The sequence below is a fragment of the Plantactinospora endophytica genome (assembly GCF_016862915.1).
Lineage (GTDB): Bacteria > Actinomycetota > Actinomycetes > Mycobacteriales > Micromonosporaceae > Plantactinospora > Plantactinospora endophytica.
Map to the genome: position 1 here is coordinate 133,712 of NZ_BONW01000021.1, position 24,352 is coordinate 158,063.

The window sequence follows — 24,352 nt, forward strand, 5'->3', positions numbered from 1 at the left end:
TGCGCGGATGCGACATCTCTGGAGCTTCCTCGCCGGAGTGGTGGCGGCGCCACTGACCTGGGCCATGATCGCGCTCGGTCAGGACGGGTCGGCCCGCACCGTCACCCGTTGGGTGGAACTCGGTACGTTCAACACGGCCAACCTGATCCAGGGGGCCGTCTACCTCGGAGTCGCGGGCATCCTGCTCGGGCTGCTCGGCACGCTGCGACTCTCCCCGGCCGGTCCGCTCGTCGCCGGCCTGCTGCTGGTCGTCCCGTACGTCGGGCTGTTCGTCGACCCGTTCGCGGTCCGGGACGCGGTGCCGTCGGGCTGGAAGGTGTTCGGCGACCCGCTGCCGCTGGAGCAGGTGCTGGACAACGGCACGACGTTCCTGATCGGCGTACTGCTGCTGATGGCGACGTTCAGCGTGCAGCGGTGGCGCCGCTGGCCCCGTACGGCCGCCGCCGGCCCCACGCCGTCGCCGTCCGATGTGGAGGAGCCGACCCCGACCGACTGGTCCCTGCTGAACAACCCGCCGGACACCGACATCAAGCCGCCGACGTTGGGCTACCCGGAGCCGGACACCGAGCCGCTGCCGCCGCTGCCGCGCCGCGAGGCCGGCTCGCCGTGGTCGGCACCGCCCCGGACGACGGCCAAGCGCGACGACGCGGGCAGTACGACGAGTTGATCCGCCCCGGGGCGGGTCGTTCGGTCGACCCGCCCCGGACCGACACGCCGAGGCCGGAATTGCCCGGTCCGGGTACGGTGCCGAAAGGCACTCCGGCGGGGAGGTTGCAGTGCGACACCTTGGATCGCTGCTGTTCGGGCTGGTCATCGCGCCGATCGTCTGGGTGCTGGCCGGAATCGGGTTGATCAGGTTCAACGGTGGCATCACCCAGGACCGGACCGGCGACATGATCCTGGGGTTCGTCGTCATCCTGCTCGTCGGCGGGCTGCTCGCCGTGCTGCTGCTGCCCCGGTGGTCCCCGATCGGCCCGGCAGCCGCCGGTCTGCTCTTCATGGCCATGGCGCTCTGGTCGATGGTCGACTTCGGGTCGATGACCGAGGTGATGCCCCGGTCCTTCCTCGGCGTCGACTTCGCGCTCACCGCCCCGGCCGGGGCCCTCGCCACGCTGCTCGCGGTACTGCTCGGCGCCACCGTGCTGGTGCCGCACCGCTGGCGCTCGCCCCGCCCGGCGGCCGGCCTCCCGGGCGCCGTCGGCCAGCCCGGATACCCGTCCTACCCGGCGCCCGGCGGCCAGTACCCGCCCGGTACCCCGCCGCCGTCCGGCAGCCCGTACCCGCCCGCTCCGGCGCCGCCCGGCGGTCAGGTCGTGCCGGGGCAGTTCGCGCCCGGCGCGCCGGGCCTGCCGCATCCGCCGAACTACGGCCCGTCGGCCGCCCCGAGCTACGCCCAGTCCGCCCCGCCGAACTTCGGTCCGGCCGTACCGCCGAACTACGGCCCGACCGCGCCGGCACACCATCCGCCGTCGGCACCGCCGTACAACGCGCCGACCGGCGCCCCGCACTACGCTCCGCCGGTGGTGCCGAGCGCCCCTCCGGCGCAACCCACCTACAGTCCGCTGACGCCGCCGGCACCGCCGGCCGCTCCACCGGGTCGGCCGAGGAGCGACGAGACCACCCAGTTCAGCGGGCGCTCGGACGAGACGACGCAGTTCACCGGCGGCCCGGACGACGACGGCATGGACGGGATCACCCGCCGCCTCGGCGACCGCTGACGATTCGGTCGGCCGACGGGTTGGCCGGCTGACGGGGTAGCCCGCCGCGCAGTTCCGAGTTGACCAGGGTGACGATTCGGTCGGCCGACAGGTCGGTCGGCCGACGGGGTAGCCCGACGAGTCAGGCGATCTGGTGGTCGCCCGGCGCGGTCTGCAACAGCCACGCCAGCGGCATCTTCGCGGCCACCTCGTACGTCCGGTCCGGACCGAGGACGTGCAGGGTCACCGTCTGTGCCGCGTCCCGCTCGACCATCCAGTACCGCGGAATGCCGACCTGTGCGTACTCACGACGCTTGACGACCTCGTCCATCGCCGCCGAGCCGGGTGACACGATCTCGATCACGAGCAGCAGGTCGGTGAGGGCGAGCCACACGCTTCGCGGCTGGGGACGGGCCCAGAGGGTGAGATCCGGGATCCGTCCACCGTCACCGTCCGGGCCCGGTATCCGGATGCCGGCGGCCTGTAGCACCTGCTCGGCCGGCCAGCCCGCCATGGCGAGCCAGACGAGGAGTCGGCTGGCGATCGCGGCATGCTCGGAGTCCGGCGGCGGCATGATCGACAGGGCTCCCTCGGGGCTCAGCTCATACCGATGGCCGTGCTGGTCAGCAGCGATCATGGCCGCCAGGTCGTCCAGCGTGACGACGGCGGGCAGGTGCCTGCCGAACGCCTCCGCACTCATCCGGTCATCCTATCCGCAGGCCATCGGCGCCGATGAGCGTTGCGCAGCCGTGGCGTGGCGCCGGCCCGTGCCCGGAGCAGGGGGTCAGTCCTTGAGGAGTTGCCGGGCCACCACGATCCGCTGGACCTGGTTGGTGCCCTCGTAGATCTGAGTGATCTTGGCGTCCCGCATCATCCGCTCGACCGGGTAGTCCCGGGTGTAGCCGTACCCGCCGAGGAGCTGCACCGCGTCGGTGGTGATCTCCATGGCGGCGTCCGAGGCGAAGCACTTCGCCGCCGCGCCAAAGTACGTCAGATCGGCGTCGCCGCGCTCCGACTTGCCGGCCGCCGCGTACGTCAGCTGCCGGGCCGCCTCCAGCTTCATGCCCATGTCGGCGAGCATGAACTGGATCCCCTGGAACTCGGCGACCGCCTTGCCGAACTGCCGGCGCTCCTGGACGTACGCCTTGGCGTAGTCCAGCGCGCCCTGGGCGATCCCGACCGCCTGGGCGGCGATGGTGACCCGGGTGTGGTCCAGGGTCCGCATCGCGGTACCGAAGCCGCTGCCCGGCTCGCCGATCATCCGGTCCGCCGGGATCCGCACGTTGTCGAGGTAGACCTCCCGGGTCGGCGAGCCCTTGATGCCGAGCTTCTTCTCCGGCGCCCCGAAGCTGACCCCGGGATCCGACTTCTCCACCACGAACGCGGAGATGCCGCGCGAGCGCGCCGCCGGATCGGTCGCCGCGAAGACGGTGTAGTACTCCGACACTCCGGCGTTGGTGATCCACCGCTTGACGCCGTTGAGCACGTAGTCGTCGCCGTCGCGTACGGCCCGGGTGAGCATCGAGGCGGCGTCGCTGCCCGCCTCCGGCTCGGAGAGGCAGTACGAGAACATCGCCTCGCCCCGGGCCACCGGCGGCAGGTAGCGCCGCTTCAGCTCGTCCGAGGCGGCCAGCAGCAGTGGCATGGTGCCGAGCTTGTTCACCGCCGGGATCAGCGAGGAGGCGGCGCAGGCCCGGGCCACCTCCTCGATCACGATCGCGGTGGCCAGCGCGTCGGCGCCGGCTCCGCCGTACTCCTCGGGGATGTGCGGGGCGTGGAAGTCGGCGGCCTTCAGCGCGTCGTACGACGCCTTGGGGAACTCGCCGGTCTCGTCCGCCTCGGCGGCGTTCGGCGCGACCTTGGCGTCGCAGATCTCCCGGACGGCCTCCCGGACCGCCTGGTGCTCCTCCGGCAACTGGTACGCGTCGAACGACGGCTCACTGCCCACCGCAGCCCTCCCAGCACTCGTCCCCGGCGGCACCGCGCCCCGGATACCCGAACGATACCCGCCAGTAACCACGCCCCGACAGCCCTCCCCGGCCCGCTGACCGGGGAGGGCGCTCGGAGACGGGTCGCCGCCGATTCAGCTCACGGGGCACCGCCGATTCAGCTCGCCGGGGGCCGCTGGTTCAGCTCGCGGGGCGCCGCTGGTGCAGCTCGCGGGGCGGGGCTGGATCACTTCGCGGGGCGCGGCTGGTTCAGCTCGGCGAACCAGGTCGCCACCTGCGGGACGGAGAGCACCAGCGAGGTGATGTGGTCGACGTCGCCGACGTCGGTCAGCGTCACGTCCGCGCCGCGCAGCTCTCGCCGGCACCGCTCGCTGTTGGCGTAGACGGCCTCCGGGTCGCCGTGTGCGGCGTACATCCGGACCGGGACGGCCGGCTTCCAGCCGAGGCAGGCGTCGTCGTTGGCGCGGGCCGCCAGGCGGAGCTGGCCGGTCGGGTGGAGCAGCAGGTCGGAGTACTCCGGTTGCAGCAGCTCCGCCGGCTTCGCCGGCAGCCCGGCCATGCTCTCCTCGATGGTGTGCTCACCGTCGAAGAGGGTGGCGACGTGCCCCGCGTACGGGTCCACGAACACCTCCGACTCGTCCCGGTAGAGGTGGTAGATCCGGTTCCACGCCACCGTCAGGTACGCCAGGTAGTAGGTCGCCGCCTTCGGGTCGACGTCCCCGCCGATCGCGGCCGGCCACTCGACGTCGAAGAGGTGGTACGCGCCGCTGATCGGGGCCAGCGCGCCGAGGGTGAAATTCCGGTCGGCTCCCCGTTGCAGTGCCCTGGCCAGCAGGAACGAGTTGTTGGCGCCCTGCGAGAAGCCGGCGACCGCCACCGGGCCGGCGACGGTGCGCCCGTACCGGGCCGCGAAGTGCCGGGTGGCCCGCAACGCGTCGACCGACGCGCTCACCGCCGTCTCCGCGTGGAAGTAGGGGTGGGTGCCGGGACCCGCGCCGAGCCCGAGGTAGTCGGGCGCGGTGGCCGCGTAGCCGAGCGAGGCGAAGAGCACCGCCGCCGCCCGGTCGCAGCACTCGCCGACCGAGGGCGCGCCGTGCCGGTACGACTGCGTCCCGTGCAGCCAGACCGCCGGCCGCAGCCGACGGTCGTCGGTGCGGGGCAGCGCGACGAGCGCGCTGGCGGTGGTCGCCCGGCCGTGCACGTCGACCGTGCGGTAGACGACCTGGTACGCGTCGACGCCGTGCCGCGCCTCCGGCACGTACACCCCGAGGGGTTCGAGGAATTCCTTGACCTGATCCATGCTCAGTACCGGATCCTCCGGCATCGACACCACCGTGCCACGCCACCCGGCGGCACCGGTCGACGCGGTGGTGCTGGTCATCGTGCCGGTCGTGGTCATCGTGCCGGTCGTGGTCGACGCGGCGCTCATGGTGGCGGACGCGAGCACCGCCAGCGCGGTGAGCGTCGCGACGCCGCTCAGCTTGAGAAGGTTTCCGTTCATGCCCATCAGCCTCGGCCCGACGGTGCCGCCGAACACGCCGGCCACCTGCCCGATCTCGGGTAGGGCTGGGCGCAAACCTCATGGTCGGGCTAACCCGAGAAGCGCCGGCCCGGAGACTGAACCTTTTTCAACCTGAACCGCGCGCGGCTCACGCTCCGCGTCTGACCTCGCGGTCGGTCGGACCGCAAGGGGAGGTTGAAAAAGGTTCACTGTAGAGCTGGGTGCACAACCGGGGCGGCGGCGCTGGGTGGGCGCCGCGCCCACGATGTGGAACAACCCTCGTGATTCTTGGAACGCGCCGCGTTCCCGCAGGCGGGTGCACGAGCGGGGCAGCTCGACAGTCAGCCGCGCAGGGGTGGTCCGGTCAGGCGGTGGGGTGGCCGTCCTCCAGGTAACCGGTCCCGCCGGTCGAGAGCGCCTGCCTGGCAGCGCGCACCCGGCGGGCCAACAGCGGCAGCAGCCGGGCATCCGCCTCGGCCGGCGTGCACCAGGCCCAGCCGCGCAGTTCGGCCGCCGGCAGCCGAATCGCGGCCTGCTGGTCGGGCCGGAGCGGTCCGCCGTCGAAGACGAACATGACCCCTTCGGTACGCCCGCCGCCCGGCGGAACCCAGTCGACCACCAGCAGCCGCCCCGGCGACACGACGAGTCCCAACTCCTCGGCCACCTCCCGCCGAGCGGCCACGTACGGCGACTCGTCCGCCTCGACGCAGCCGCCCGGAATCTCCCAGTGCTCCTTGTAGGTCGGCTCGACCAGCAGCACCCGGCCCGCCGGATCGGTGAACAGCAGCCCCGCGCCCATCCGCTTGCGCGGCAGCGTGGCGGTGTAGTCGTCGGCGGTCCCGGTCATCCCGGCGGGCCGACCGTCAACACTCGCCGCCCCAGCGGAAGGAACTCACCGGCAGCGAAATGTAGAAGTTGCCTCGGCCCTCGGCCCAGCCGTAGTGCACGCACGCCAATTCCAGGCCGCGGTAGTTCGTCGCCTCGTACACCCGGACGTGGTCGCATCCAGTGCAGGGTACGCCGTTGTTGAAATAGGACGCCCGGTACCCGCAACTCGACGAGGGGACGTTTCCGCTCGACCAGCAGACGGTTCCGTTGCCGTTCGGCTGGCTGTAGAAGCAGACGGCGCCGGAGGCGCATCCCCAGGCCGCCACGGTCCGTCCGCTGTAGACACCGGGCGCGATCTCCTCGACGTCCGCCACTCCGGTCAGGGCCGAGGTCGGCGCCTCGGAGCCGGCACTCCGGCCGGACGGATTCGCCTGAGCCGTTCCGGGCGATAGCACCGACAGGGCGCCGAGAACGGCGACAGCGGCCAGCAGGAAACGCAGAAACCTCATCGCACACCTTCCTGTTCGAATGAACTGGCGGTCACCGTAGGCAGGCATGACGGTCGGGGAGAAGGATCGCCCTCGAACAGGCTGCGGCATTGCGCAACCCACAGAAAAGTGCGGGGTGGGAGTCGCCTCCCACCCCGCACCGGTAACCGTGTTCGTGCTATCCGACGACGGAGCGCAGCGGAATGCCGGCCGCGCGGATCTCGCGTACGAGTTCACGCAGGAACGGGTGCTCGTCCGAGGACAGGCCCGCCGGGTTGGGGATGGTCAGGTACGCCGTGCCGTTCGCCGTACCCACCTGCACGTCGCCGGTGTGCCGGGCGACGATCGCCCGGGTCCGGTCCAGGTCGGCGGCGGCGACCCGGATGGAGATCGGCCGCCACTCACCACCCAGGTTCTCCGGTGCCGCCGAGGCGGCGGCGGAGGCCCGCTCGGACGGTACGGCCGGAGCCGCCGACCGCGCACTCGGCGACGCCGCAGCCGCCGGGGCGGTACGCGGCGCCAGCAGTGCGTTGGCGACCAGGTGCAACCCGCTCTCGTTGTACGCCCGGAACAGCGGGTTGAACGCGAACAGCACCGCCCGGCCGGCTCCGGTCGGCTCGTCGACCAGCGCGACCGTGCCCTTGAGCGCGTCCGCGTGCTCGGTGAAGCCGTTGAGCCAGAACCGCCCGTCGGTCGGGTACGTCAACACGTTCTTGCCCGTCGTGCTGGCCGACAGGATCGAGTCGTTGTTGTTGAACTCGAAGTCCTCGGCCGGCCGGCCCAGCCCGACCGGGCTGCTCCGGTCGACGTCGACCCGCAGGTGCGAGCCGATCACCGTGTAGTCGGTCGGCTTCGGCAGTTCGACCGTGGAGGTGAGCCCGGCCGCCCGGGCCATCCGGGTGCCCTGGTTGCGCAGCCCGACGTAGGTGCCGCCGGCCGCCACCCAGGCCCGCAGGTTGGCCTGACCGGCGGCGGTGAGGCCACCGGTGGCGTTGCTGCCGTCCGGCACCAGCAGGACGGTCCGGCCGGTGAAGGCGGCGGTGTTGTCGTTGATGTCCGCCGTGCTGACCGGCTTGAGGTCGAGCCCCCACTGGTTGCCGAGGACGTACCGGGCCTCGCCGTGCGAGCCGGAGGTGGTGGAGATGCCGGTGCCGGCGTACAGGCCGACGTCGGGGCGGGTCAGGGCGGTGCCGGTGACGGGGTGCCGGCTCGCGGTCAGGGTCACCCCGAGGGAGCGGGCCAGCCGCTCGTGGGCGCCGGTCAGGGCCGTCGCCGGCAGGGTGACGACGCCGGTGCGCTGGTCGCGGTGCAGTTCGACGCCCGCGCCGAGCAGCTTGAAGGTCAGCTCGGCCGCCGCCGCCGAATCCAGCGGGTACGCGTACGAGCCGTGCCTCGGTGCGCCCGCCTCCCGCCCGCCGTCGATCTCCCGGACCCGTTCCGCCTTCGGCGAGAGCTTGTCACCGGTGTAGATCGTCTCCACACCCATCAGCAGCGGGTTGCTCCAGGACGACACGTCGTAGAAGTACGGGAACGGGACGTACGGGTCCTCGCCCATGACCGCCTGGATCCAGTGCTTCTGCGGCTGCTCCATCGGGATCCAGTACGCGCCCGCCGGCACGGTGTGGTTCCGGGCCGACCGGCCGCCGAAGATCTTCGCGTTCGGCACCTTGACCGGCTTCGTCAGCTTGTACACCTCGACGTCCATCCGGCGCAGCCGCTCGACGAGCTGGCGTACGTCGCCGAGCTGCCGATTCGGCAGCAGGAAGTACGACCGGACCGTCTGCTCCGGTACCGGGAACTGCACCTCGTTGGTGGGCTGCACGACCTCGTTCGGCTGGAGCGTGCCGGCCCGCCCCTCGGCCAGGGCGTCCTTCCAGATCCGGTAGTAGCTGGACAGGATCTCGCGCCGGTTCTCCGAGGCCCAGCCGACGGTGGCCCACTGGGTGTTGAACTGCTGCTGCACCCGGTCCGGGACCGCCGACGAGCTGCCCTTCTCGAAGGTCATGCCGGCGGCGCCGAAGCCGGTGGCCGGCACCGTGTCGCCGTACCCCATGAAGAACATGTCGTAGGTGTCGTAGTTGAAGTAGCACTCGGTGGTGACCGTCTCGGTGCAGGCGCCGTTGTAGCCGAAGCCGGCCTTGTTGGCCTCGCCGATCCGGTTGATCCAGTCGACCACCTCGTCGGAGATCTCGTGGTGGATCGGGTCGGCGTTCGGCGGGAAGAAGTACTCCCGGCCGCCCATCTCGTGCGCGTCGACGAACACCTGTCCCGGGTACTTCCGGAGCAGTTCGATCTTGGCGTCGGTCTCCGGCTGGGTACGCGCGAACCAGTCCCGGTTCAGGTCGAAGCCGTACTCGTTCTGCCGCCGGCTGGCGTCCCGGCCGTCCGGGTTCTGCGTCGGCATGATGATCGTGACGAGGTTGTCGTTGCGCTCGCGTACCTCGCAGGAGAGGCCGGCGGCCAGCTCGTAGAGGGTCTTCAGCGCGGCGTCGCCGCCGGACTTCTCGCCGCCGTGCACGTTGCCGGTCACCCAGACGATCGCCGGGCCCTTCGCGGCGATCTCCGCCGCCTTCCGGTCCGACATCGTGCGCGGGTCCCGCAGGTCGCGGATGTTCTCGGCGATCTTCTCCAGCTCACCCCGGCGCAGGTGGTCGGCGTCGGAGACGATCGCGTACGGCATCGACTGGCCGAGCACGCTGTCGCCGACGTTGCCGGTGACCACCCGGTCCGAGGCGGCGTCCACGGCACCGAGATACGAGCGGATCTCGTCGTCGGTGACCACCCGTTCCTGGCCGACGCCGAGCGGAAAGCCGAGGTGACTCTCCGGACTCGGTACGCCGGCCAGCCGGGCGGTCGGGTCCTGGCTGCACCCGGCCGGGGTCGGCGGCTTGCTCGGTTGGGCGCCGGCCGGGGCGCCGGGAAGCAGCGGCAGCGGGGCGAGCAGCAGGGCGACCGCGGCCCCGCCGAGTCGCCGGGAGATCGTTCTGGCAGGCTTCAGCGGGATCGTCGGGGGTAACTTCGAAACCGTCATCTGAAGTTCAGATTCCCTTCTCGGGGGTTACGGGCGCGTCTCGTGAGATCGGCCTGAAGGTGGCTCGGAGCCTATGAGCAGCGATTTCCGGCGGTCAAGATCTTCTTGGCGCGGCGTTCACCCGCCGGCTGCGAAACACGCCTACCAGCAGAAATCAGGGGAATAGCCCCGAGAGGGGGCGGGCCGGACGGTCAGGAATCGACCGGCCGGACCGGCCGGCACGCTGTGAAGATGCCGACCGAAGGTGCACCGGGAAGGACGGTCCGCGTAGGCTCAGCGCTTGTCGTCCCGGCGCGGGCGGCCGACTCGCCGGCCGCGCACCCGTCGACACCAGGTGAACAAGGCCCACAATGTCCGACATCGGCGCTCTCCTCCGGCGCCGACCTCCCACCGCGACGCAATGAAGCGCCGCCACTGCGAGCGGAGAACACAGGCGTGACGATCCCGTACCCGAGCACCCAGCCCATGCCGACGATCCCGGCGGTGACCCCGCCCTCCGGCTCCGCCCGCCCGCGACTCACCTTCCTCGGCACCGGCTACCTCGGCGCGACGTACGCCATCTGCTTCGCCGAACTCGGCTACGAGGTGATCGGGTTCGACGTCGACGCGGAGAAGATCGCCAAGCTGGCCGGCGGGGACGTGCCGTTCCACGAGCCGGGCCTGGACGAGCTGCTCAAGCGCAACCTGGCGGCCGGGCGACTCCGGTTCTCCACTGACATCGCCGAGACCGCCGCCTTCGGCGACGTGCACTTCATCTGCGTCGGCACCCCGCAGCGGGCCGACGGGATGGGCGCCGACCTGTCGTACGTCGAGGCCGCCGTCACCGGGCTCTCCCAGCACCTGCCCCGCAAGGCCCTGATCGTCGGCAAGTCCACCGTGCCGGTCGGCACCGCCGAGTGGATCGAGCAGCTCGTCGGCAAGCACGCCGAGGCCGACCTCGGCGTCGAGGTCGCCTGGAGCCCCGAGTTCCTCCAGGAGGGCTTCGCCGTCGAGGACGTGCTCCGGCCCAACCGAATCGTGGTCGGCGTCAAGAGCGAGTGGGCCAACGGCATGCTGTACGCCGCGCACAAGGGCGTCTTCGACCTGGCCGCCACCGAGGACCGGGAGGTTCCGCTGGTGGTGACCGATTTCGCCACCGCCGAACTGGTCAAGGTGGCCGCGAACGCCTTCCTGGCCACCAAGATATCGTTCATCAACGCGATGGCCGAGGTCTGCGAGGTGGCCGGCGGCGACGTCACCCAGCTCGCCCGGGCGATCGGCTACGACCCCCGGATCGGCAACCGCTTCCTCCAGGCCGGCGTCGGCTTCGGCGGCGGCTGCCTGCCCAAGGACATCCGGGCGTTCCAGGCCCGGGCCCAGGAGCTGGGTGCCGGCGAGGCGCTGCGCTTCCTGCACGAGGTCGACCTGATCAACCTGCGCCGCCGCAGCCGGGTGCTCCAGCTCGCCGCCGAACTGCTCGGCCGCCGGTACGGGCCGGCCGGACCGGACCTGTCCGGCACCCGGATCGCCGTGCTCGGCGCCACCTTCAAGCCGAACTCCGACGACGTCCGGGACGCCCCGTCGCTGGCCGTCGCCGCCGCGCTCGCCAAGGCCGGCGCCGACGTGCACGTCCACGACCCGCAGGGCATGGAGAACGCCCGCCGCGAGCGCCCCGAACTGAACTACGAGGCCAGCATGAACGACGCCGTACGCGGCGCCGACCTGGTCTGCGTACTCACCGAGTGGGCCGACTTCCGCAACGCCGACCCGGTGGCGCTGGGCGAGCTTGCCGCCGGCCGGCGGGTCGTGGACGGTCGCAACTGCCTCGACTCTGGACTGTGGACCCAGGCCGGCTGGGACTACCGGGGGATGGGCCGGCCGTAACCCCACAACCGCCGCCGGTGCCGCCGCCGCAAAGCCGATAGCGGACCGGCCGGACGGCGACAATCGTGAATTCGACGCCGACTTGCCGGCCGTGGACCCGTCGAGGTCCACGGCCGGCCTTTTAGGATCTCCTCAGCCGGGTTCGCACGCGATCGGGGGCTGTTCAACGGTTACCCGGCGCGGGCATGCTTCGGTGTAGGCCCGTGATGCGGCGTCAACGCCGGCTGGAGGGGGTGCCGTGAGTACGACGTACCAGTGCTCCTCGTGCGGTCGGGAGATCGAGCCGGCGCCGAACTGCCCGAACTGCGGGGCGGAGCAGCTCCAGTGGGCGGACGACGTCGCCCGGATCGAACGCTCGATCGCCGACATGAAGATCCGCGAGGCGGCGCTCGCCAAGGAGCAGAAGAACATCGCCTCGCAGATGCAGGCGGCGCTCTTCCAACGGGACATCCTGTCGCACGCCGCCGACCAGCGCCGCAAGCAGAACACCAAGCCGCGCCGGGTGATCCGGCGCAAGGCCAACCGGCGCCCGCCGACCGCCGCGCCGGGCACCGCACCAGGCACCGCACCGGGCGGGCCGCCGCCCCGGGTACCCCGACAGCCGAGGAGCGGCGGCACGGACCGGATGCCGTCGGCCGCACCGCCCCCACCGCCGCCGCCACCGCCCGGCGCCGAGCCGGCCTGGGACGACGGAAAGTCCCGCCCCGAAGCCTCCACCCGCGAGGTGCAGAACATCCTGCTCGGGCTCGGGGCGCTGCTGCTCGGCATCGCGGCGGTGGTCTTCGTCGCGGTCGCGCTCAGCTCGCTTGACGACTTCAGCCGGGTGGCGATCCTCGTACTGGCCACCGTGCTGCTGCTGGCCGTACCGCCCCGGATGGCCCGGCGCGGGTTGAGCGCCACCGCCGAGACCGTCGCGGCGGTCGGACTGCTGCTGGTGCCGCTGACCGGGTACTCGCTCTGGACCGTCAACCGGTTCGGCGGGAGCGGTGTGCCCGCGTCGTTCTTCGCCGGGCTGACCCTGCTGTTCACCGCCGTGGTGGCGGCCGGGTACGCCGTGGCGACCGGGCTGAACGCACCCCGCTACGCGGCCGTACTCGCCGTACAGCCGATCCTGCCGCTGGCCACGTACGCCTGGATCACCGGGCCGGCCGGCTGGACCGTCGTACTGGTCGTGGTGGCCCTCGGCAACCTCTACCTGAGTCGGCTCTTCGGCGACGACGGACGGTTGACCGGCTGGCCGGCCCGGTTCCGGGCCGCTCCCGACCTGCCCGTGGACCTCCGGCCCCCCGGGTCCGACCGGACCACGCCGACCAGGGGCCGCCCCGACGACCGTCCGCACCGGACCTCCGACGACCCGGCCGACCCGGACCGGGACGACACCGAGGCGGGACCGGCCGGCCCGGACCGGCCGGAGACCTTCCCCGAGGAGGCGGACGCGGTCGTCCAGGGCGATCCGGCCCAGACCGGACCGGGCCGGCGAGTCCGCGCTCCCGGCACCGGGCGACCGACGGCCAGCACCCCGTGGGTGAAGGAACTGGCGCTGACGCTGCACGGGGTCGCCTTCGCCGTCGCCGTGATCTGCGGCGTCGTCGCCCTGGTGGACGCCGAGACCGTACCCGCCGCCGCCCGGGCCGGTCTGGCGCTGCTGCTGGCCGCCGGGGTCGGCATGGTCGGTGCGCTGGTGCTCCGTCGGCCGCCGCTGCCGGAGATCGCCGCCGGGATCCTGACGCTGGCCGTGATCGGTGCCGCCGGCCGGGTCGCCGCGGTGGCCCTGCCGGGGCGGGCCCTGGTGGTGATCGCCGCCGTCATCGCGCTGACCGGTCTCGGCGTACGGGCGGTGCCCGAAGCGGCCCGGCGCGGGCCGCAGTTGGCCTCCGCCGCCGCCCTGATCGTCCTCGGCATCGTGGTGGCCGGCGGCGCGCTGCGGGCCGCGCTGGCCCCGATCCGGGCCGCCCTGCCGGTCTGGGAGGCCGACCTCGCCGAATACCCCGGCAAGCTCGCCGAAGGGGTCGGCGACACCTCCTGGCAGCTCGCCGTCACCGCACTGCTGCTCACCATCGCCGCCGTACTCTCCTCACCCCCCGAGGTACGCCGCGAGTTCGCCGTGGTCGGCGCCGCGCTGACCGCGCTCGCCGCGCCCGCCTCGTTCGGGCTCGGCTGGGTGGCCGCCCCGTGGCCGCCGATACTCGTCGCCATCGGCATCGGGCTGGTCGGGCTGACCGCCGAGACCCGCCGGGCCGCGCTGGCCCACGCCGTCGCCGCCGCCGTGGTGGGACTCGCCGGGGCGGCGTCCTCGGTGGTCCGACCCGGCCTGACCGCCGCCGTCCTGTTCGTACTCGCTCTCGGCGGAGCCGTGGTCGCACTGGTGCCGACCGCCCGGTCCGTACCGGTCGGCCGCTGGTCCGGGCTGGTCGCCGACTGGGCGGCCGGCGGGGCGGCGTTCGCCTTCCCCGGCGCGGTGGCGTCCTTCGTCGCCTCGGCGGTACCGGTCGACCCGACCCCGACCGTACTGTCGGTCCGGGCGGCCACCGAACCGGTGCTCGCCGCCAGCTTCCTGGCCGTCTGCGCGGTGCTCTGCTACGCGGCGGTGACCCAGGTGGCGCAGCGGCAGATCAGCGTGCCGCTGACCGCCGGCACCGGGCTCGGCGCGCTCGCGGTCGCCGTGGCGGCCTTCGCCGCGCCCGGCGCCACCTTCCCGGACACCTGGGTCGGGCTGCTGCTGCTGGTCAGCGCCGTGCTGATCGTGCTGGCGCCGTCGATCGACAACGGCCGGCGGGCGGACCGGCTGCTCGACGGATCGGACATCGCCGCCGCCGCGGTGACCGCCGCCCTGGTCGGCACCCTGGCCCGGATCGCCGGCATCCTCGGCGACGGCGCCGAACTGGCCGCCGCCGCGTTCCTCATCCTGGTCGTGGCGGCCGGAATCCGGGCCATGCCGGTGGAGTGGCGGCGCGGCCCGATCCTCGGCATCTCGCTGGCCGGCAGCATCGTCGCGCTGATCGCCGGCTGGACGGCGCTGAGCGGCGGTCTCCAGGTGCTGGCCACCCCCGGCCCGCTCTGGGCGGCCGACCTCACACAGTGGCACGTCAGCGAGGCCGGCACCGGCTGGCAGTCCCCGATCGCCCTGGTACTGCTGGCCGGGGCCGCCGCGATCGCCCTTCCCCGCCCCTGGTCGTACGACGTCTCCGGGGTCTGCGTCGGGCTGGCCACCATCGGCACCCCTGCGGCGTTCGGGCTGCCGTGGTGGTCCCCGATCGTGGTCGGCGGTGCCGTCGCCACCGTGTACGGGGTGACCTCCGTCGTCGCCGCCGATCCCCGGGCCGGGCTGTCCCGGGCCACCGTCGCCGGAGCGGTCGCCCTGCACGCCGTCGGGGCCAGCTTGGTGCGCCCGTGGACGACCGCCGCCGCGCTCGGCATCGTCGCGCTGATCGGCGCCGTCGTCGCCGTACTCGCCCGGGTGGTCGGCACCCTCTCCGGGCCGGCCGAGGAGGCCGACTCCTGGTCGATGACGCCGCAGACCGCGCAGATCGGTGGACTCGGCGCCGGTGGCGCGCTGTTCGCGCTCAGCGGTGCGCTCGCCGCACTGTCCGCCGCACTGGGCTGGTCGGCCGAGGTCGTGGTGCTGGCCACCCTCGCGGCGGCGAGCCTCGGCGTCGCGGTGGTCGGGCTGGCCCGCCGGCAGGTACCGCAATACCTCCCGTACGCCACGATGGGCATCGTCGGCGGCGCGACCGCGACGGCGGTGGCGGCCCTCTTCACCGGCCTGCCCTGGGGCGTGTACGCGGCGGCGGCCGTACTGCTCGGGGTGCTCGCCGAGCTGGTCCGGGCGGTCACCCCGGCCCCGACCCCACTGCGGGAACCGATCCGGCGCTGGTCGGTGATGCTCGGCGGCGCGTTCCGGCGGCTGCCCGAGCCGGCCCGGGCCGGCCGCTGGTCGGTCAGTCCCGCCGTCGGGGCGATGCTCGCCGCCGCCCTGCCGACCGTACTGGCCGTGGCGGCGCTCGCGCCGGCCCTGGTCGCGGCGCTGGTCGAGCCGTACCAGACGCTCACCCAGATCTGGGACGGGCCGCCGGCCGCGCTCACCGATCCGGAGGTCGGTTACGTCGACGGCGGCAACGTGTTGGCGGCGCTGCTGCTGACCATCGCGGCCGGGCTGGCCGCCACCGGGTTCAGCGGCGGGCGGCTGGCCCGGGCGGTGCCGGTGGTACTGCCCGGTGCCGCGATCACCCTGCTGATCACCCCGATCTCGCTCAACCTGGACTGGCCGAACGGCACCCTGGCCGCGCTCGCGGTGTTCGCGATCGCGATGGTCGGGCTGGCGCTGACCCCGCCGCCGCCGGACGCGGAGGTCGCCCGCTCGCTGCGGCTGACCCGGATCCTGGGCTTCGGCATCGGGCTGGCGGCCGGCGGTGCCGGGCTGGCCGGCGCGCTGGCCACCCGGGAACTGACCCTGTTCACCCTGGGTGCGGCGGTGGTGGTCGGCGCGGTCGCCGCGCTCGGCGGCCAGACCCAGAACGCCCGCATCCTCGGCTGGCTCTTCGCCTCGGTGATGGCGCAGACCTTCGTCTTCACCGCCGGCCTGGTGTTCGGGCTCGACAACGCCTGGTCCGCCTTCGGGGTACTGGCGGTGGGTGCGGTCCTGCTGCTGGTGGCGGCGATGCTGCCCCGGCTGCGCCGACCGGAGGCGATGCGCGAGGCGGCCACTGTCGAATGGTCCGGGTACGCCGCCGCGCTGCTCGCCGCCGCGCTCGCCTACGACTCGCCCCGGCACATCGCCGCGCTGCTCGCCGCCTGGGGGGCCGTGCTCGGCATGGCGGCGGTACGCCCGTACCGCAGTCCGGTCGAGCGGCGGACGCTCTTCTGGGCGGCGGTCGGCTGCGAGATCGTCGCCTGGTGGATGCTGATGGCGCTGGCCGACGTGGCCCTGCCGGAGGCGTACACGCTGCCGTTCGCCGCGCTGGCGCTGCTGGTCGGCCTGCTGGAACTGCGGCACCGTTCCGACCTGAGCAGTTGGGTCGCGTACGCTCCCGCGCTGGTGGCGGCGTTCCTGCCCAGTCTGGTGATCGTGTTCGCCGGCAACGACAGCGCCGTCCGGCAGGTGTTGCTGCTGCTCGGCGGGGTGGCCACGCTGATCTGGGGCTCCTACCGGCGGCAGCAGGCCCCGGTGATCATCGGGGCGGTGGTCACCGCGCTCGCCGCGCTGCGTGCCCTGTTCAGCTTCGGCCCGTGGCTGGTGCTGATCCCGGTCGGTCTGCTGTTGCTGGCCTTCGGGGCGAGCAACGAGAACCGGCGCCGCACCCAGGAGCGGTTCCGGGCGGTACGCGGCATGCGCTGACCGCCGCGTCGCCGGCCCCGGACCTTCCCCACTTCCGACACCGTCCCGGGCTCGCCGCGCCGGACACCCGTCCGCGCCGCGAGTCCCGCCGCACGAGGAGGCCACAGTCGATGAGCGACGCGCGCGGCGCACACCCGGCCGATCCCGGCGGCCCGGCAGATCCACCTACCCCGGCCCGGCAGCGCCGCACCGTGGTCGCGGCGGCCGTGGTGACGCTGGTGCTGCTGCTCGGCACCGCCTGGTGGTACGTCGCCACCCGCGACGGGCCGACACGCACGCCGCCCGCCCCGGCCGGCCTGGCGGCGGAGAAGACCGGGCTGACCTGGTGGATGGGCCGGGTGGACCGGGCCGGCAGCCTCTCCGTCTACGTGTCGCGCGCACCCGGCGGCCCGCCGTGCGCAGGGGCGTGGCTTCCCCGGGCGACGGTCACGGTCGACACCGCCACGGTGACCGTGACGGTGCACGACGACTCCGCGACCGGCATCGGCTGTGCCAGCGACGACAAGCTGGCCGAACTGAGGATCGACCTTCCGGAGCCGCTGGCCGGTCGGACCGTGCGCGACGGGTACGACGACGGACGTCGCCCGGTCTACCGGGAAGCGGACCTGCCGGTGGTGCCCGACGGCAGCGACGGCTGGTCCGAGGTGCCGACCACGTTCACCGCGCCACGCCCGGGCGACTACGAGCCGCCCGGCGCCTGGGCCCTGTCGTACACCCGGTCCGGCGGTCCCGACATCAGGATTCGCGGCTATCCGTCCGGCCACGCCCTGGCCGCCGCGCCCGACACCGATCCGGTCGGCACGGTCGAGGTGGCCGGCGCCCGGGGCACGATCCACCCGTACGGGGAGGGCCGGTTCCGGCTCCGCTGGGAGGTGCCCGGCACGGTCTACCTGCTGGACGTCCTGCCCCGCGAGGGGCAGGCCGGGTCGCTGTCGCAGACTCGGGACGTGTTGGCCCGCGTCGGTGTCGGCTGACCCGGGCCGGCACGCGTCGCCGCCCCGTCAGGAGGCCTGCCGCTCCAGGGTGGCGCGCAGTGCGGTCTCCTTCTTGGCGACCATCTTCTCCAACTCGACCTGGTACGCCGCCATCCGGTCCCGGAGCCGCTCGTCCGAGGCGGCCAGGATGCGTACGGCCAGCAGGCCGGCGTTGCGGCCGTTGCCGATCGACACCGTCGCCACCGGGATGCCGGCCGGCATCTGCACGATCGAGAGCAGCGAGTCCAGCCCGTCCAGGTGCTTGAGCGGCACCGGTACCCCGATCACCGGCAGCGGGGTGGCCGAGGCCACCATGCCGGGCAGCGCCGCCGCCCCGCCCGCACCGGCGATGATCACCCGGATGCCCCGGCCGGCGGCGGCCTGGGCGTAGTCGATCATCTTGACCGGGGTGCGGTGCGCGGAGACGACCCCGACCTCGTACTCGACGTCGAACTCGGCCAGCGCCTCGGCCGCCGCGCTCATCACCGGCCAGTCCGAGTCACTACCCATGATCAAGCCGACCGGCGGCGCCGACTCCGTCACGCCGGCACCTCGCAGCGCTCGCTCACGCGTGTCCCTCCCGTAGCCACCAGGCCGCCCGCGCGGCCCGGGCGCGTACCTTCTCCAGATCGTCACCGAGCACCGTGACGTGCCCGATCTTGCGGCCGGGCCGGACCTGCTTGCCGTAGAGGTGCACCTTGGCGCCCGGGTCCTCGGCGAAGAGGTGGTGCAGCCGCTCGTCGATCGACATGCCGCCGTCCGGGCCGCCGAGCACGTTCGCCATCACCACCACCGGGGCGGTCAGCGCGGTGTCCCCCATCGGATAGTCGAGCACCGCCCGCAGGTGCTGCTCGAACTGCGAGGTCCGGGCGCCCTCGATCGTCCAGTGCCCGGAGTTGTGCGGTCGCATCGCCAGTTCGTTGACCACCAGCGCCGGCTCGCCGTCCGGGCCGGTCACCTCGAACAGCTCCACCGCCAGCAGCCCGACCACGCCGAGAGCGGTGGCCAGGTCGATCGCGAGCTGCTGCGCGCGTACGGCCACCTGCTCCGGCAACCTCGGTGCCGGGGCCAGCACCTCGACACAGATGCCGTCCCGCTGCACGGTCTCCACCACCGGGTACGCCGCGACCTGCCCGAACGGCGACCGGGCCACCTGCACCGCCAGCTCCCGGCGCAGCGCGACCCGCTCCTCGGCGATCAGCTCCGTCCCGGCGGCGCGCAGCCGGCCGACCAGCTCGGCGGCCTCGTCGGCGTCGGAGACGACCCAGACACCCCGGCCGTCGTAGCCGCCCCGGGCCGCCTTCAGGATCACCGGCCAGCCCAGCTCGGCGCCGAAATCGACCAGGTCGTCCGGTTCGGTGACCGGTCGCCAGCGCGGCACGGGCGCGGCCAGCTCGGTCAGCCGCTCCCGCATGGCCCGCTTGTCCTGGGCGTACAGCAGCGCGTCGGCGGGCGGGTAGACGGCCACCCCGGCGTCGGCGAGCGCCCGGACGTGCCCGGTCGGCACGTGCTCGTGGTCGAAGGTGACCACGTCACAGCCGTCCGCGAAGTCGCGCAGCGCGGCGAGATCGGTGTGCTGGCCGTACCGGACGTCGGCGGCGACCAGCGCGGCACCGTCCGAGGGGTCGAGGGCGAGGACGCGGAGCGACTGGCCGAGGGCGATCGCGGCCTGGTGGGTCATCCGGGCCAGTTGGCCGCCACCCACCATGCCGACAACGGGCAGACCCGTGCGGGAATCCATAGCGGGCGCAAGCCTAACTCCCGGCGACCCCGAGCGCCGCGAGCAGGGCGTCCGGGGTGGTGACCGGGCGGTCGCAGACAAAGCCGCGGCAGACGTAGACGGTCGGGCCGCCGTCGATCATGGGCCGGTCGGCCAGCAGCGGTACGCCGGGCCGGTCCGGCTCCCCTGCCACCACCACCGCGCCGGGCGGGGCGTGCCGGTGCGCCAGTGCGAGCAGCGGGTCACCGGCCGGCTCGGCGGTGACCACCGCGATCTCGTACGGGCCGGAGAGCAGCGCCTCGCCGGCCGTGGCCGCGTACCCGGTGAACCGGGCGTGCCGGGCGACGATCGGCGCCACGGTCTCCAGGGCGGCCACCGCCGCCTCCCGGTAGCGCACCTGCCCGCCCAGCGCCGAGTACGCCACCAGCGCCGCAGCCACCGCCGACAGCCCGGCCGGGGTGGCGTTGTCGGTCGGGTCGGCCGGCCGGCTGACGAGTTGCTCGGCGTCGTCGGCGGTGTCGTAGAAGCCGCCCTGCCCGGTGCCGAACCGCTCCAGCGCGACGTCGAGAAGTTGCCCGGCCAGTTCCAGCCAGCGCCCGTCGCCGGTGAACTGGTGCACCGCGCAGAACGCCTCGGCAACGCAGCCGTAGTCCTCCAGCACCCCGGCCGGCTCGCCGACCCGGCCGTCCCGGGAGACCCGGCGCAGTCGCCCGTCGACGAGATGCCGCTCGGCCAGCACCTCGGCGATCCGCACCGCCGCCGCCCCGGCGACCGGGTCGGCGGTGAGGGTGGCGTACTCGACCAGGGCGGTGACGGCCAGCCCGTTCCAGGCCGCGACGACCTTGTCGTCCCGGGCCGGCTGGGGCCGGCGGTCGCGTACCTCCCGAAGCGCCACCCGGACCCGCTGCCAGCGTTCCTGGATCTCCGGGTCGGCGTCGTCGATGTCCCGGGCCAGCCGCAGCACGGAGGTGCCGTGCTCAAAACTGCCGGCCTCGGTGACCGCGAAGAGGTCGGCCGCCCAGCGGCCGTCGTCGGGGCCGAGCGCCTCGACGAGCTGCGCCGGGGTCCAGGCGTAGGTGGCGCCCTCGAGACCCTCGGTGTCGGCGTCCAGCGCCGAGGCCAGCCCGCCGGCCGGGGTGCCGAGGTCGTCGAGCAGGAACGCCACGGTCTCGGCGGCGACCCGACCGGCCAGCGCGTCCCCGGTCAGCCGCCAGAGCTGCGTGTAGACCCGGAGCAGCAGCGCGTTGTCGTAGAGCATCTTCTCGAAGTGCGGCACCGTCCAGTGCCCGTCCACCGAGTACCGGGCGAAGCCGCCGGCAAGCTGGTCGTAGATGCCGCCCCGGGCCATCGCCTCGCAGGTGTGCCGGGCGATCTCCAGGTCCCGGGTCGCGCCGGTGCGCTGGTGGTGCCGGAGCAGGAAGAGCAGGTTCATCTGCGGCGGGAACTTGGGCGCGCCACCGAAGCCGCCGTTGGTCTCGTCGTACTCCCGGGCGAGCTGTTCGGCTGCGGCGTCCAGCGTCTCGGCGGTGAGCGGCGCGGTCGGCCCACCCACGGCCTGGGCGCCGGCCAGCGCCTCGACCACGGCGGCGCCCTGCTGGAGTACCGCCTCGCGCTGCCCGGTCCACGCTTCGGTGACCGACTGGAGCAGCCGGACGAAGTTGGCTTTCGGGAAGTAGGTGCCGCAGAAGAACGGGGTACCGTCCGGGGCGGCGAAGACCGTCATCGGCCAGCCGCCCTGCCCGGTCATCGCCTGGGTGGCGGTCATGTAGACCGCGTCGACGTCCGGCCGCTCCTCCCGGTCCACCTTGATCGAGACGAAGTTGTCGTTCATCAGCTTGCCGACGGCTTCGTCCTCGAACGACTCGTGCGCCATCACGTGGCACCAGTGGCAGGCCGCGTAGCCCACCGAGATCAGCACCGGTACGTCCCGACGGCGCGCCTCGGCGAACGCCTCGGCGGTCCAGGGCCACCAGTCGACCGGATTGTCCTTGTGCTGGAGCAGGTACGGGCTGGTCGCGTCGGCCAGTCGATTCACCCGACGACCATAACCGCTGTACCGGGGAGCCGCTGGGCGTACCGGGTGCGGGGAAGCGCCGTCAGGATGCGCCGTCGGCGCGCAGCGGCAGGATCCGCGCCTGGGCGGAGTCGAGCAGCGACCGCAGCACGGCGACGATCTTGTCCGACGGCATCGGCCGGAAGAAGTGGTACCCCTGGGCGGCCGTGCAACCCAGCTCGGCGAGCGCGGCCCGCTGGTCGGCGGTCTCCACCCCCTCCGCCACCACCCGCAACCCCAGCTCCCGGCCGAGGTCCACGGTGGTCCGGACGATCGCCGCCGCCTCCGGCGACTCCGCCATCTTCATCACGAACGACCGGTCGACCTTCAACTCGTCCACCGAGATCCGGGTCAGGAAGGTCAGCGACGAGAAGCCGGTGCCGAAGTCGTCGACGGCCAACTGCACGCCCATCGACCGCAGTGCGGAGAGCACCTCGTCGATGACCTCCAGCTCGCTCATCACCACCGTCTCGGTGATCTCCAGGACGAGCCGGTGTGCCGGTACCTGGTGCCGGCGCAGCGACTCGGCCGGCAGCCGGGGGTCGAGCAGGCTGCGCGCGGAGAGGTTGATCGAGATCGGTACGTCGAGACCGTGCCGGGCCCAGTCCGCGGCCACCCCGAGCGCCTTGTCCACGACGTAGCGGGTGAAGGCACCGAGCAGTTCGCTGCCCTCGATGGTCCGGACGAAGTCCGCCGGGGTGAGCCGGCCCCGCCGGGGGTGTCGCCAGCGGATCAGCGCCTCCACCCCGGTCGGCTCCCCGGTGCAGAGGTCCACCGCCGGCTGGAGCGCGAGTTCGAGCTGGTCGTCGACGTCCAGCGCCTCGCGCAACTCGGCCAGCAGGGCGAGCTTGTCGGTGCTGGCCGCGTCCCGGGCGCTGTCGTACGACGCCACGCTGCCGCCGCCCTGCTTCGCCTGGTACATCGCGATGTCGGCCCGGCGCAGCAGCTCGGTCATGTCGGCCGTGCCGGCCCCGGCGACCACCACCCCGACGGAGACCTCCACCGACATCCGCACCCCGGCCACCTCGATCGGGGTGGCCAGCAGCTCGACGATCTCCCGGGCCCGGCGCAGCACGTTCGGCATCGGCGGCCGGTCGGTGGCCGGCCCGGCCAGCACCGCCGGGGACGGGATCAGCAGGGCGAACTCGTCGCCGCCGAGCCGGCCCAGCAACTCGCCGGGACGGACCAGCGCGTCCAGCCGGTCCGCCGTCACCTGGAGCAGCTCGTCACCGGCCGCGTGCCCCAGGGTGTCGTTGACCTCTTTGAAGTGGTTGATGTCGAGCAGCAGCAGCGCCACCGGATGGTCGTGGCCGAGCTGGTGCAACGCCACGTCACCCTTGCTCAGCAGCGCCGCCCGGTTGATCAGGTTGGTCAGCGCGTCGTGCACCGCCTCGTACGACGACTGAGCCGTCACCAGCCGGAGCTGACGGTGCGTCGCCGCGTCGTGCAGCGCGGCGGCCAGCGCGTCGCCGAACGCCGAGAGCGCGTCCTGCTCCCGCTGCCCGGGCGGGGCCGAACGGGGGAACCGGACCCGCAGTTCACCGACCGGGGACGTGCCCACCACCAGCGGCCGGACGAGTTCCTGGTCGGTACGCCCACCCGTTGCCGGGTCCGGATCGGCGCCGGCACGACCGCCGGCCGGGCCGGTGGCGGCACGGGTCTCCACCAGGTCGTCACCGACCTGGCTGCCGGCCAGGTCGAGGCCGAGCCGACTGGTGAGCGGAAGCCGACCACCGGACGCGGGGTGACCGGCCGGCCCACCCGGCTCGCCGGTGTCGCCCCGCTCGGCCGTACTCAGGTCGCGGTACACCACCGGGCGGCCCGGTTCGCCACGGTAGCGCCGCCACCGTCCGTCGCCACGGCGTACGTCGACTTCGACCCAGTCCGCGCCGAACAGCGCGAGCGGGCCGGCGACCCCGGCGGTGGCGACGCCGTGCTCGTCGAGCTGGTTGAGTGCGCCGGTGGCCTCGGCAAGGGCCCGCCAGGCGCGGCGCTCGTCGTCGGCCCGGAGCCGGTGACTGTACGTCTGCTGGAGCAGCCAGAGCACCGGCGGCAGGAAGAGCAGCCAACGCGGGTCGTACTCGACAACGGCCACCACGGCCAGCCCGACGAAGACGTTGCCGACGAACATCAGCAGCTTGCCCTGGAGGGCGCGCAGCAGTGCCGGCCACAGCCGCTCGCCGTGCCGCAGCGAGAGGGTGAGCCCGACCAGTGAGGCGGTGGCCAGCAGGTAGGTCATCGAGCCGACGGCCAGCGCGGCGATCAGCGGCGGCGTCAGGTCGGTGACGAAGACCGTGCCCAGCACGTCCGGCGGCGCCGTGCCGAGTGTCCGGGCGACGGTCAGCGCGACGGCGACCGCCAGGGCGACCGAGAGGGCCAGCGAGGCGGCGGTGTGCACGACGTCCAGTGCGGAGCGCCGGTCCACGAAGATCGTCAGCAGCGTCCAGGCCAGTACCGCGCCCAGCAGGGCGGCGGCCGGCAGCCAGCCGGGCGGCACCAGCGAGAGGCCGATGATGAACGACGCCTCGCCCCAGGTGACACTGACCCGACCCGTGCCGACCCGAAACCGCAGCCGGAAGAGCTGCGCGACCGTCATCACCCCGGCGACGATGCCGAGCCGGGCCGCCGCCGGCAGCGGGTCGTCGGCCGGCAGGTCGGTGGGGATCAGCAGGCCGGCAGCGGCGAGTATCACCGCGACGGGCAGGACGGTGAAGGTGAGCACGCGCACCCGACGGGGTGCCGACACGATGCCGACCAGCGCGAGGAAGCGCCCGGGCCGGCGTTCCGAGGTCACGGATCGCCGCCGTTCGCCGGCGGCCGTTGCGCGACATGGCCGTGCCACAACCGGCGCTGGGCGTCGGGTCTGGTCATGTCGGCGCCCCCTCCCGCGCACGGTGCGGGGACTTTTGGTCC

15 protein-coding genes are annotated in these 24,352 nt (G+C 73.3%); 5 read left to right on the forward strand and 10 right to left on the reverse strand.

What is annotated here, in order from left to right; all coding sequences use genetic code 11:
- Nucleotides 1-7 precede the first annotated feature (7 nt).
- Together Pen02_RS21610 and Pen02_RS21615 are read left to right on the forward strand one after the other, a co-directional pair.
- Entirely contained in the window at nucleotides 8-667 is a 660-nt protein-coding gene (locus Pen02_RS21610; protein ID WP_203867912.1) for a hypothetical protein, read from the forward strand.
- A gap of 109 nt (nucleotides 668-776) precedes the next feature.
- The gene (locus Pen02_RS21615) at nucleotides 777-1,718 is read left to right on the forward strand and encodes a hypothetical protein (protein WP_203867913.1); all 942 of its coding nucleotides are present in this window, start codon (nucleotides 777-779) and stop codon (nucleotides 1,716-1,718) included.
- Nucleotides 1,719-1,839: 121 nt separating this feature from the next.
- Here Pen02_RS21615 and Pen02_RS21620 read toward each other — a convergent pair whose 3' ends face one another.
- The 6 genes from Pen02_RS21620 to Pen02_RS21645 form a co-directional block, all read right to left on the reverse strand.
- A complete protein-coding gene (locus Pen02_RS21620) occupies nucleotides 1,840-2,397 on the reverse strand; it encodes a Uma2 family endonuclease (RefSeq protein ID WP_203867914.1) in 558 nt (185 codons plus the stop codon).
- Nucleotides 2,398-2,481: 84 nt separating this feature from the next.
- Nucleotides 2,482-3,645 (reverse strand): acyl-CoA dehydrogenase family protein, encoded by a 1,164-nt coding sequence (locus Pen02_RS21625; protein WP_203867915.1) that lies wholly within the window; start codon nucleotides 3,643-3,645, stop codon nucleotides 2,482-2,484.
- Between the two features lie 227 nt (nucleotides 3,646-3,872).
- Nucleotides 3,873-5,147, reverse strand: a complete 1,275-nt coding sequence (locus Pen02_RS21630) for an alpha/beta hydrolase family protein (RefSeq protein WP_203867916.1) — start codon at nucleotides 5,145-5,147, stop codon at nucleotides 3,873-3,875.
- A gap of 364 nt (nucleotides 5,148-5,511) precedes the next feature.
- Entirely contained in the window at nucleotides 5,512-5,994 is a 483-nt protein-coding gene (locus tag Pen02_RS21635; protein ID WP_239141064.1) for an NUDIX domain-containing protein, read from the reverse strand.
- A 16-nt stretch (nucleotides 5,995-6,010) separates the two neighbouring features.
- Complete coding sequence (locus Pen02_RS21640) at nucleotides 6,011-6,484, reverse strand: peptidase inhibitor family I36 protein (RefSeq protein WP_203867917.1); 474 nt, start codon at nucleotides 6,482-6,484, stop codon at nucleotides 6,011-6,013.
- 157 nt (nucleotides 6,485-6,641) lie between these two features.
- Complete coding sequence (locus Pen02_RS21645) at nucleotides 6,642-9,494, reverse strand: M14 family zinc carboxypeptidase (protein ID WP_203867918.1); 2,853 nt, start codon at nucleotides 9,492-9,494, stop codon at nucleotides 6,642-6,644.
- A gap of 435 nt (nucleotides 9,495-9,929) precedes the next feature.
- Between Pen02_RS21645 and Pen02_RS21650 the strand changes: the two genes are divergently transcribed.
- From Pen02_RS21650 to Pen02_RS21660, 3 genes are all read left to right on the forward strand, one after another.
- Entirely contained in the window at nucleotides 9,930-11,357 is a 1,428-nt protein-coding gene (locus tag Pen02_RS21650; protein ID WP_203867919.1) for a UDP-glucose dehydrogenase family protein, read from the forward strand.
- Nucleotides 11,358-11,595: 238 nt separating this feature from the next.
- Nucleotides 11,596-16,692 carry an SCO7613 C-terminal domain-containing membrane protein gene (locus Pen02_RS21655; protein ID WP_203867920.1) on the forward strand — a complete coding sequence of 1,699 codons (5,097 nt, stop codon included), beginning with the start codon at nucleotides 11,596-11,598 and terminating at the stop codon, nucleotides 16,690-16,692.
- Nucleotides 16,693-16,802: 110 nt separating this feature from the next.
- On the forward strand, nucleotides 16,803-17,666 hold the full coding sequence (locus Pen02_RS21660; RefSeq protein ID WP_203867921.1) for a hypothetical protein: 864 nt from the start codon (nucleotides 16,803-16,805) through the stop codon (nucleotides 17,664-17,666).
- 27 nt (nucleotides 17,667-17,693) lie between these two features.
- On the opposite strand, the gene purE is transcribed toward Pen02_RS21660, so the two are convergent.
- From purE to Pen02_RS42835, 4 genes are all read right to left on the reverse strand, one after another.
- Nucleotides 17,694-18,176 carry a 5-(carboxyamino)imidazole ribonucleotide mutase gene (gene purE / locus Pen02_RS21665; protein ID WP_203868240.1) on the reverse strand — a complete coding sequence of 161 codons (483 nt, stop codon included), beginning with the start codon at nucleotides 18,174-18,176 and terminating at the stop codon, nucleotides 17,694-17,696.
- Nucleotides 18,177-18,231: 55 nt separating this feature from the next.
- Nucleotides 18,232-19,407, reverse strand: coding sequence for a 5-(carboxyamino)imidazole ribonucleotide synthase (locus Pen02_RS21670; RefSeq protein WP_203867922.1), 1,176 nt, complete (start codon nucleotides 19,405-19,407; stop codon nucleotides 18,232-18,234).
- A 13-nt stretch (nucleotides 19,408-19,420) separates the two neighbouring features.
- Nucleotides 19,421-21,421 carry a thioredoxin domain-containing protein gene (locus tag Pen02_RS21675; RefSeq protein WP_203867923.1) on the reverse strand — a complete coding sequence of 667 codons (2,001 nt, stop codon included), beginning with the start codon at nucleotides 21,419-21,421 and terminating at the stop codon, nucleotides 19,421-19,423.
- A gap of 61 nt (nucleotides 21,422-21,482) precedes the next feature.
- The gene (locus Pen02_RS42835) at nucleotides 21,483-24,233 is read right to left on the reverse strand and encodes an EAL domain-containing protein (protein WP_307837726.1); all 2,751 of its coding nucleotides are present in this window, start codon (nucleotides 24,231-24,233) and stop codon (nucleotides 21,483-21,485) included.
- Nucleotides 24,234-24,352 lie beyond the last annotated feature (119 nt).

What these genes read in the sequence shown, in the direction of transcription:
- Pen02_RS21610 (WP_203867912.1), top strand. Translation starts at nt 8, where the DNA reads ATGCGACATCTCTGGAGCTTCCTCGCCGGAGTGGTGGCGGCGCCACTG.
- Pen02_RS21620 (WP_203867914.1), bottom strand. Translation starts at nt 2,397, where the DNA reads ATGAGTGCGGAGGCGTTCGGCAGGCACCTGCCCGCCGTCGTCACGCTG.
- Pen02_RS21630 (WP_203867916.1), bottom strand. Translation starts at nt 5,147, where the DNA reads ATGAACGGAAACCTTCTCAAGCTGAGCGGCGTCGCGACGCTCACCGCG.
- Pen02_RS21635 (WP_239141064.1), bottom strand. Translation starts at nt 5,994, where the DNA reads ATGACCGGGACCGCCGACGACTACACCGCCACGCTGCCGCGCAAGCGG.
- Pen02_RS21640 (WP_203867917.1), bottom strand. Translation starts at nt 6,484, where the DNA reads ATGAGGTTTCTGCGTTTCCTGCTGGCCGCTGTCGCCGTTCTCGGCGCC.
- Pen02_RS21645 (WP_203867918.1), bottom strand. Translation starts at nt 9,494, where the DNA reads ATGACGGTTTCGAAGTTACCCCCGACGATCCCGCTGAAGCCTGCCAGA.
- Pen02_RS21660 (WP_203867921.1), top strand. Translation starts at nt 16,803, where the DNA reads ATGAGCGACGCGCGCGGCGCACACCCGGCCGATCCCGGCGGCCCGGCA.
- purE (WP_203868240.1), bottom strand. Translation starts at nt 18,176, where the DNA reads ATGGGTAGTGACTCGGACTGGCCGGTGATGAGCGCGGCGGCCGAGGCG.
- Pen02_RS21670 (WP_203867922.1), bottom strand. Translation starts at nt 19,407, where the DNA reads ATGGATTCCCGCACGGGTCTGCCCGTTGTCGGCATGGTGGGTGGCGGC.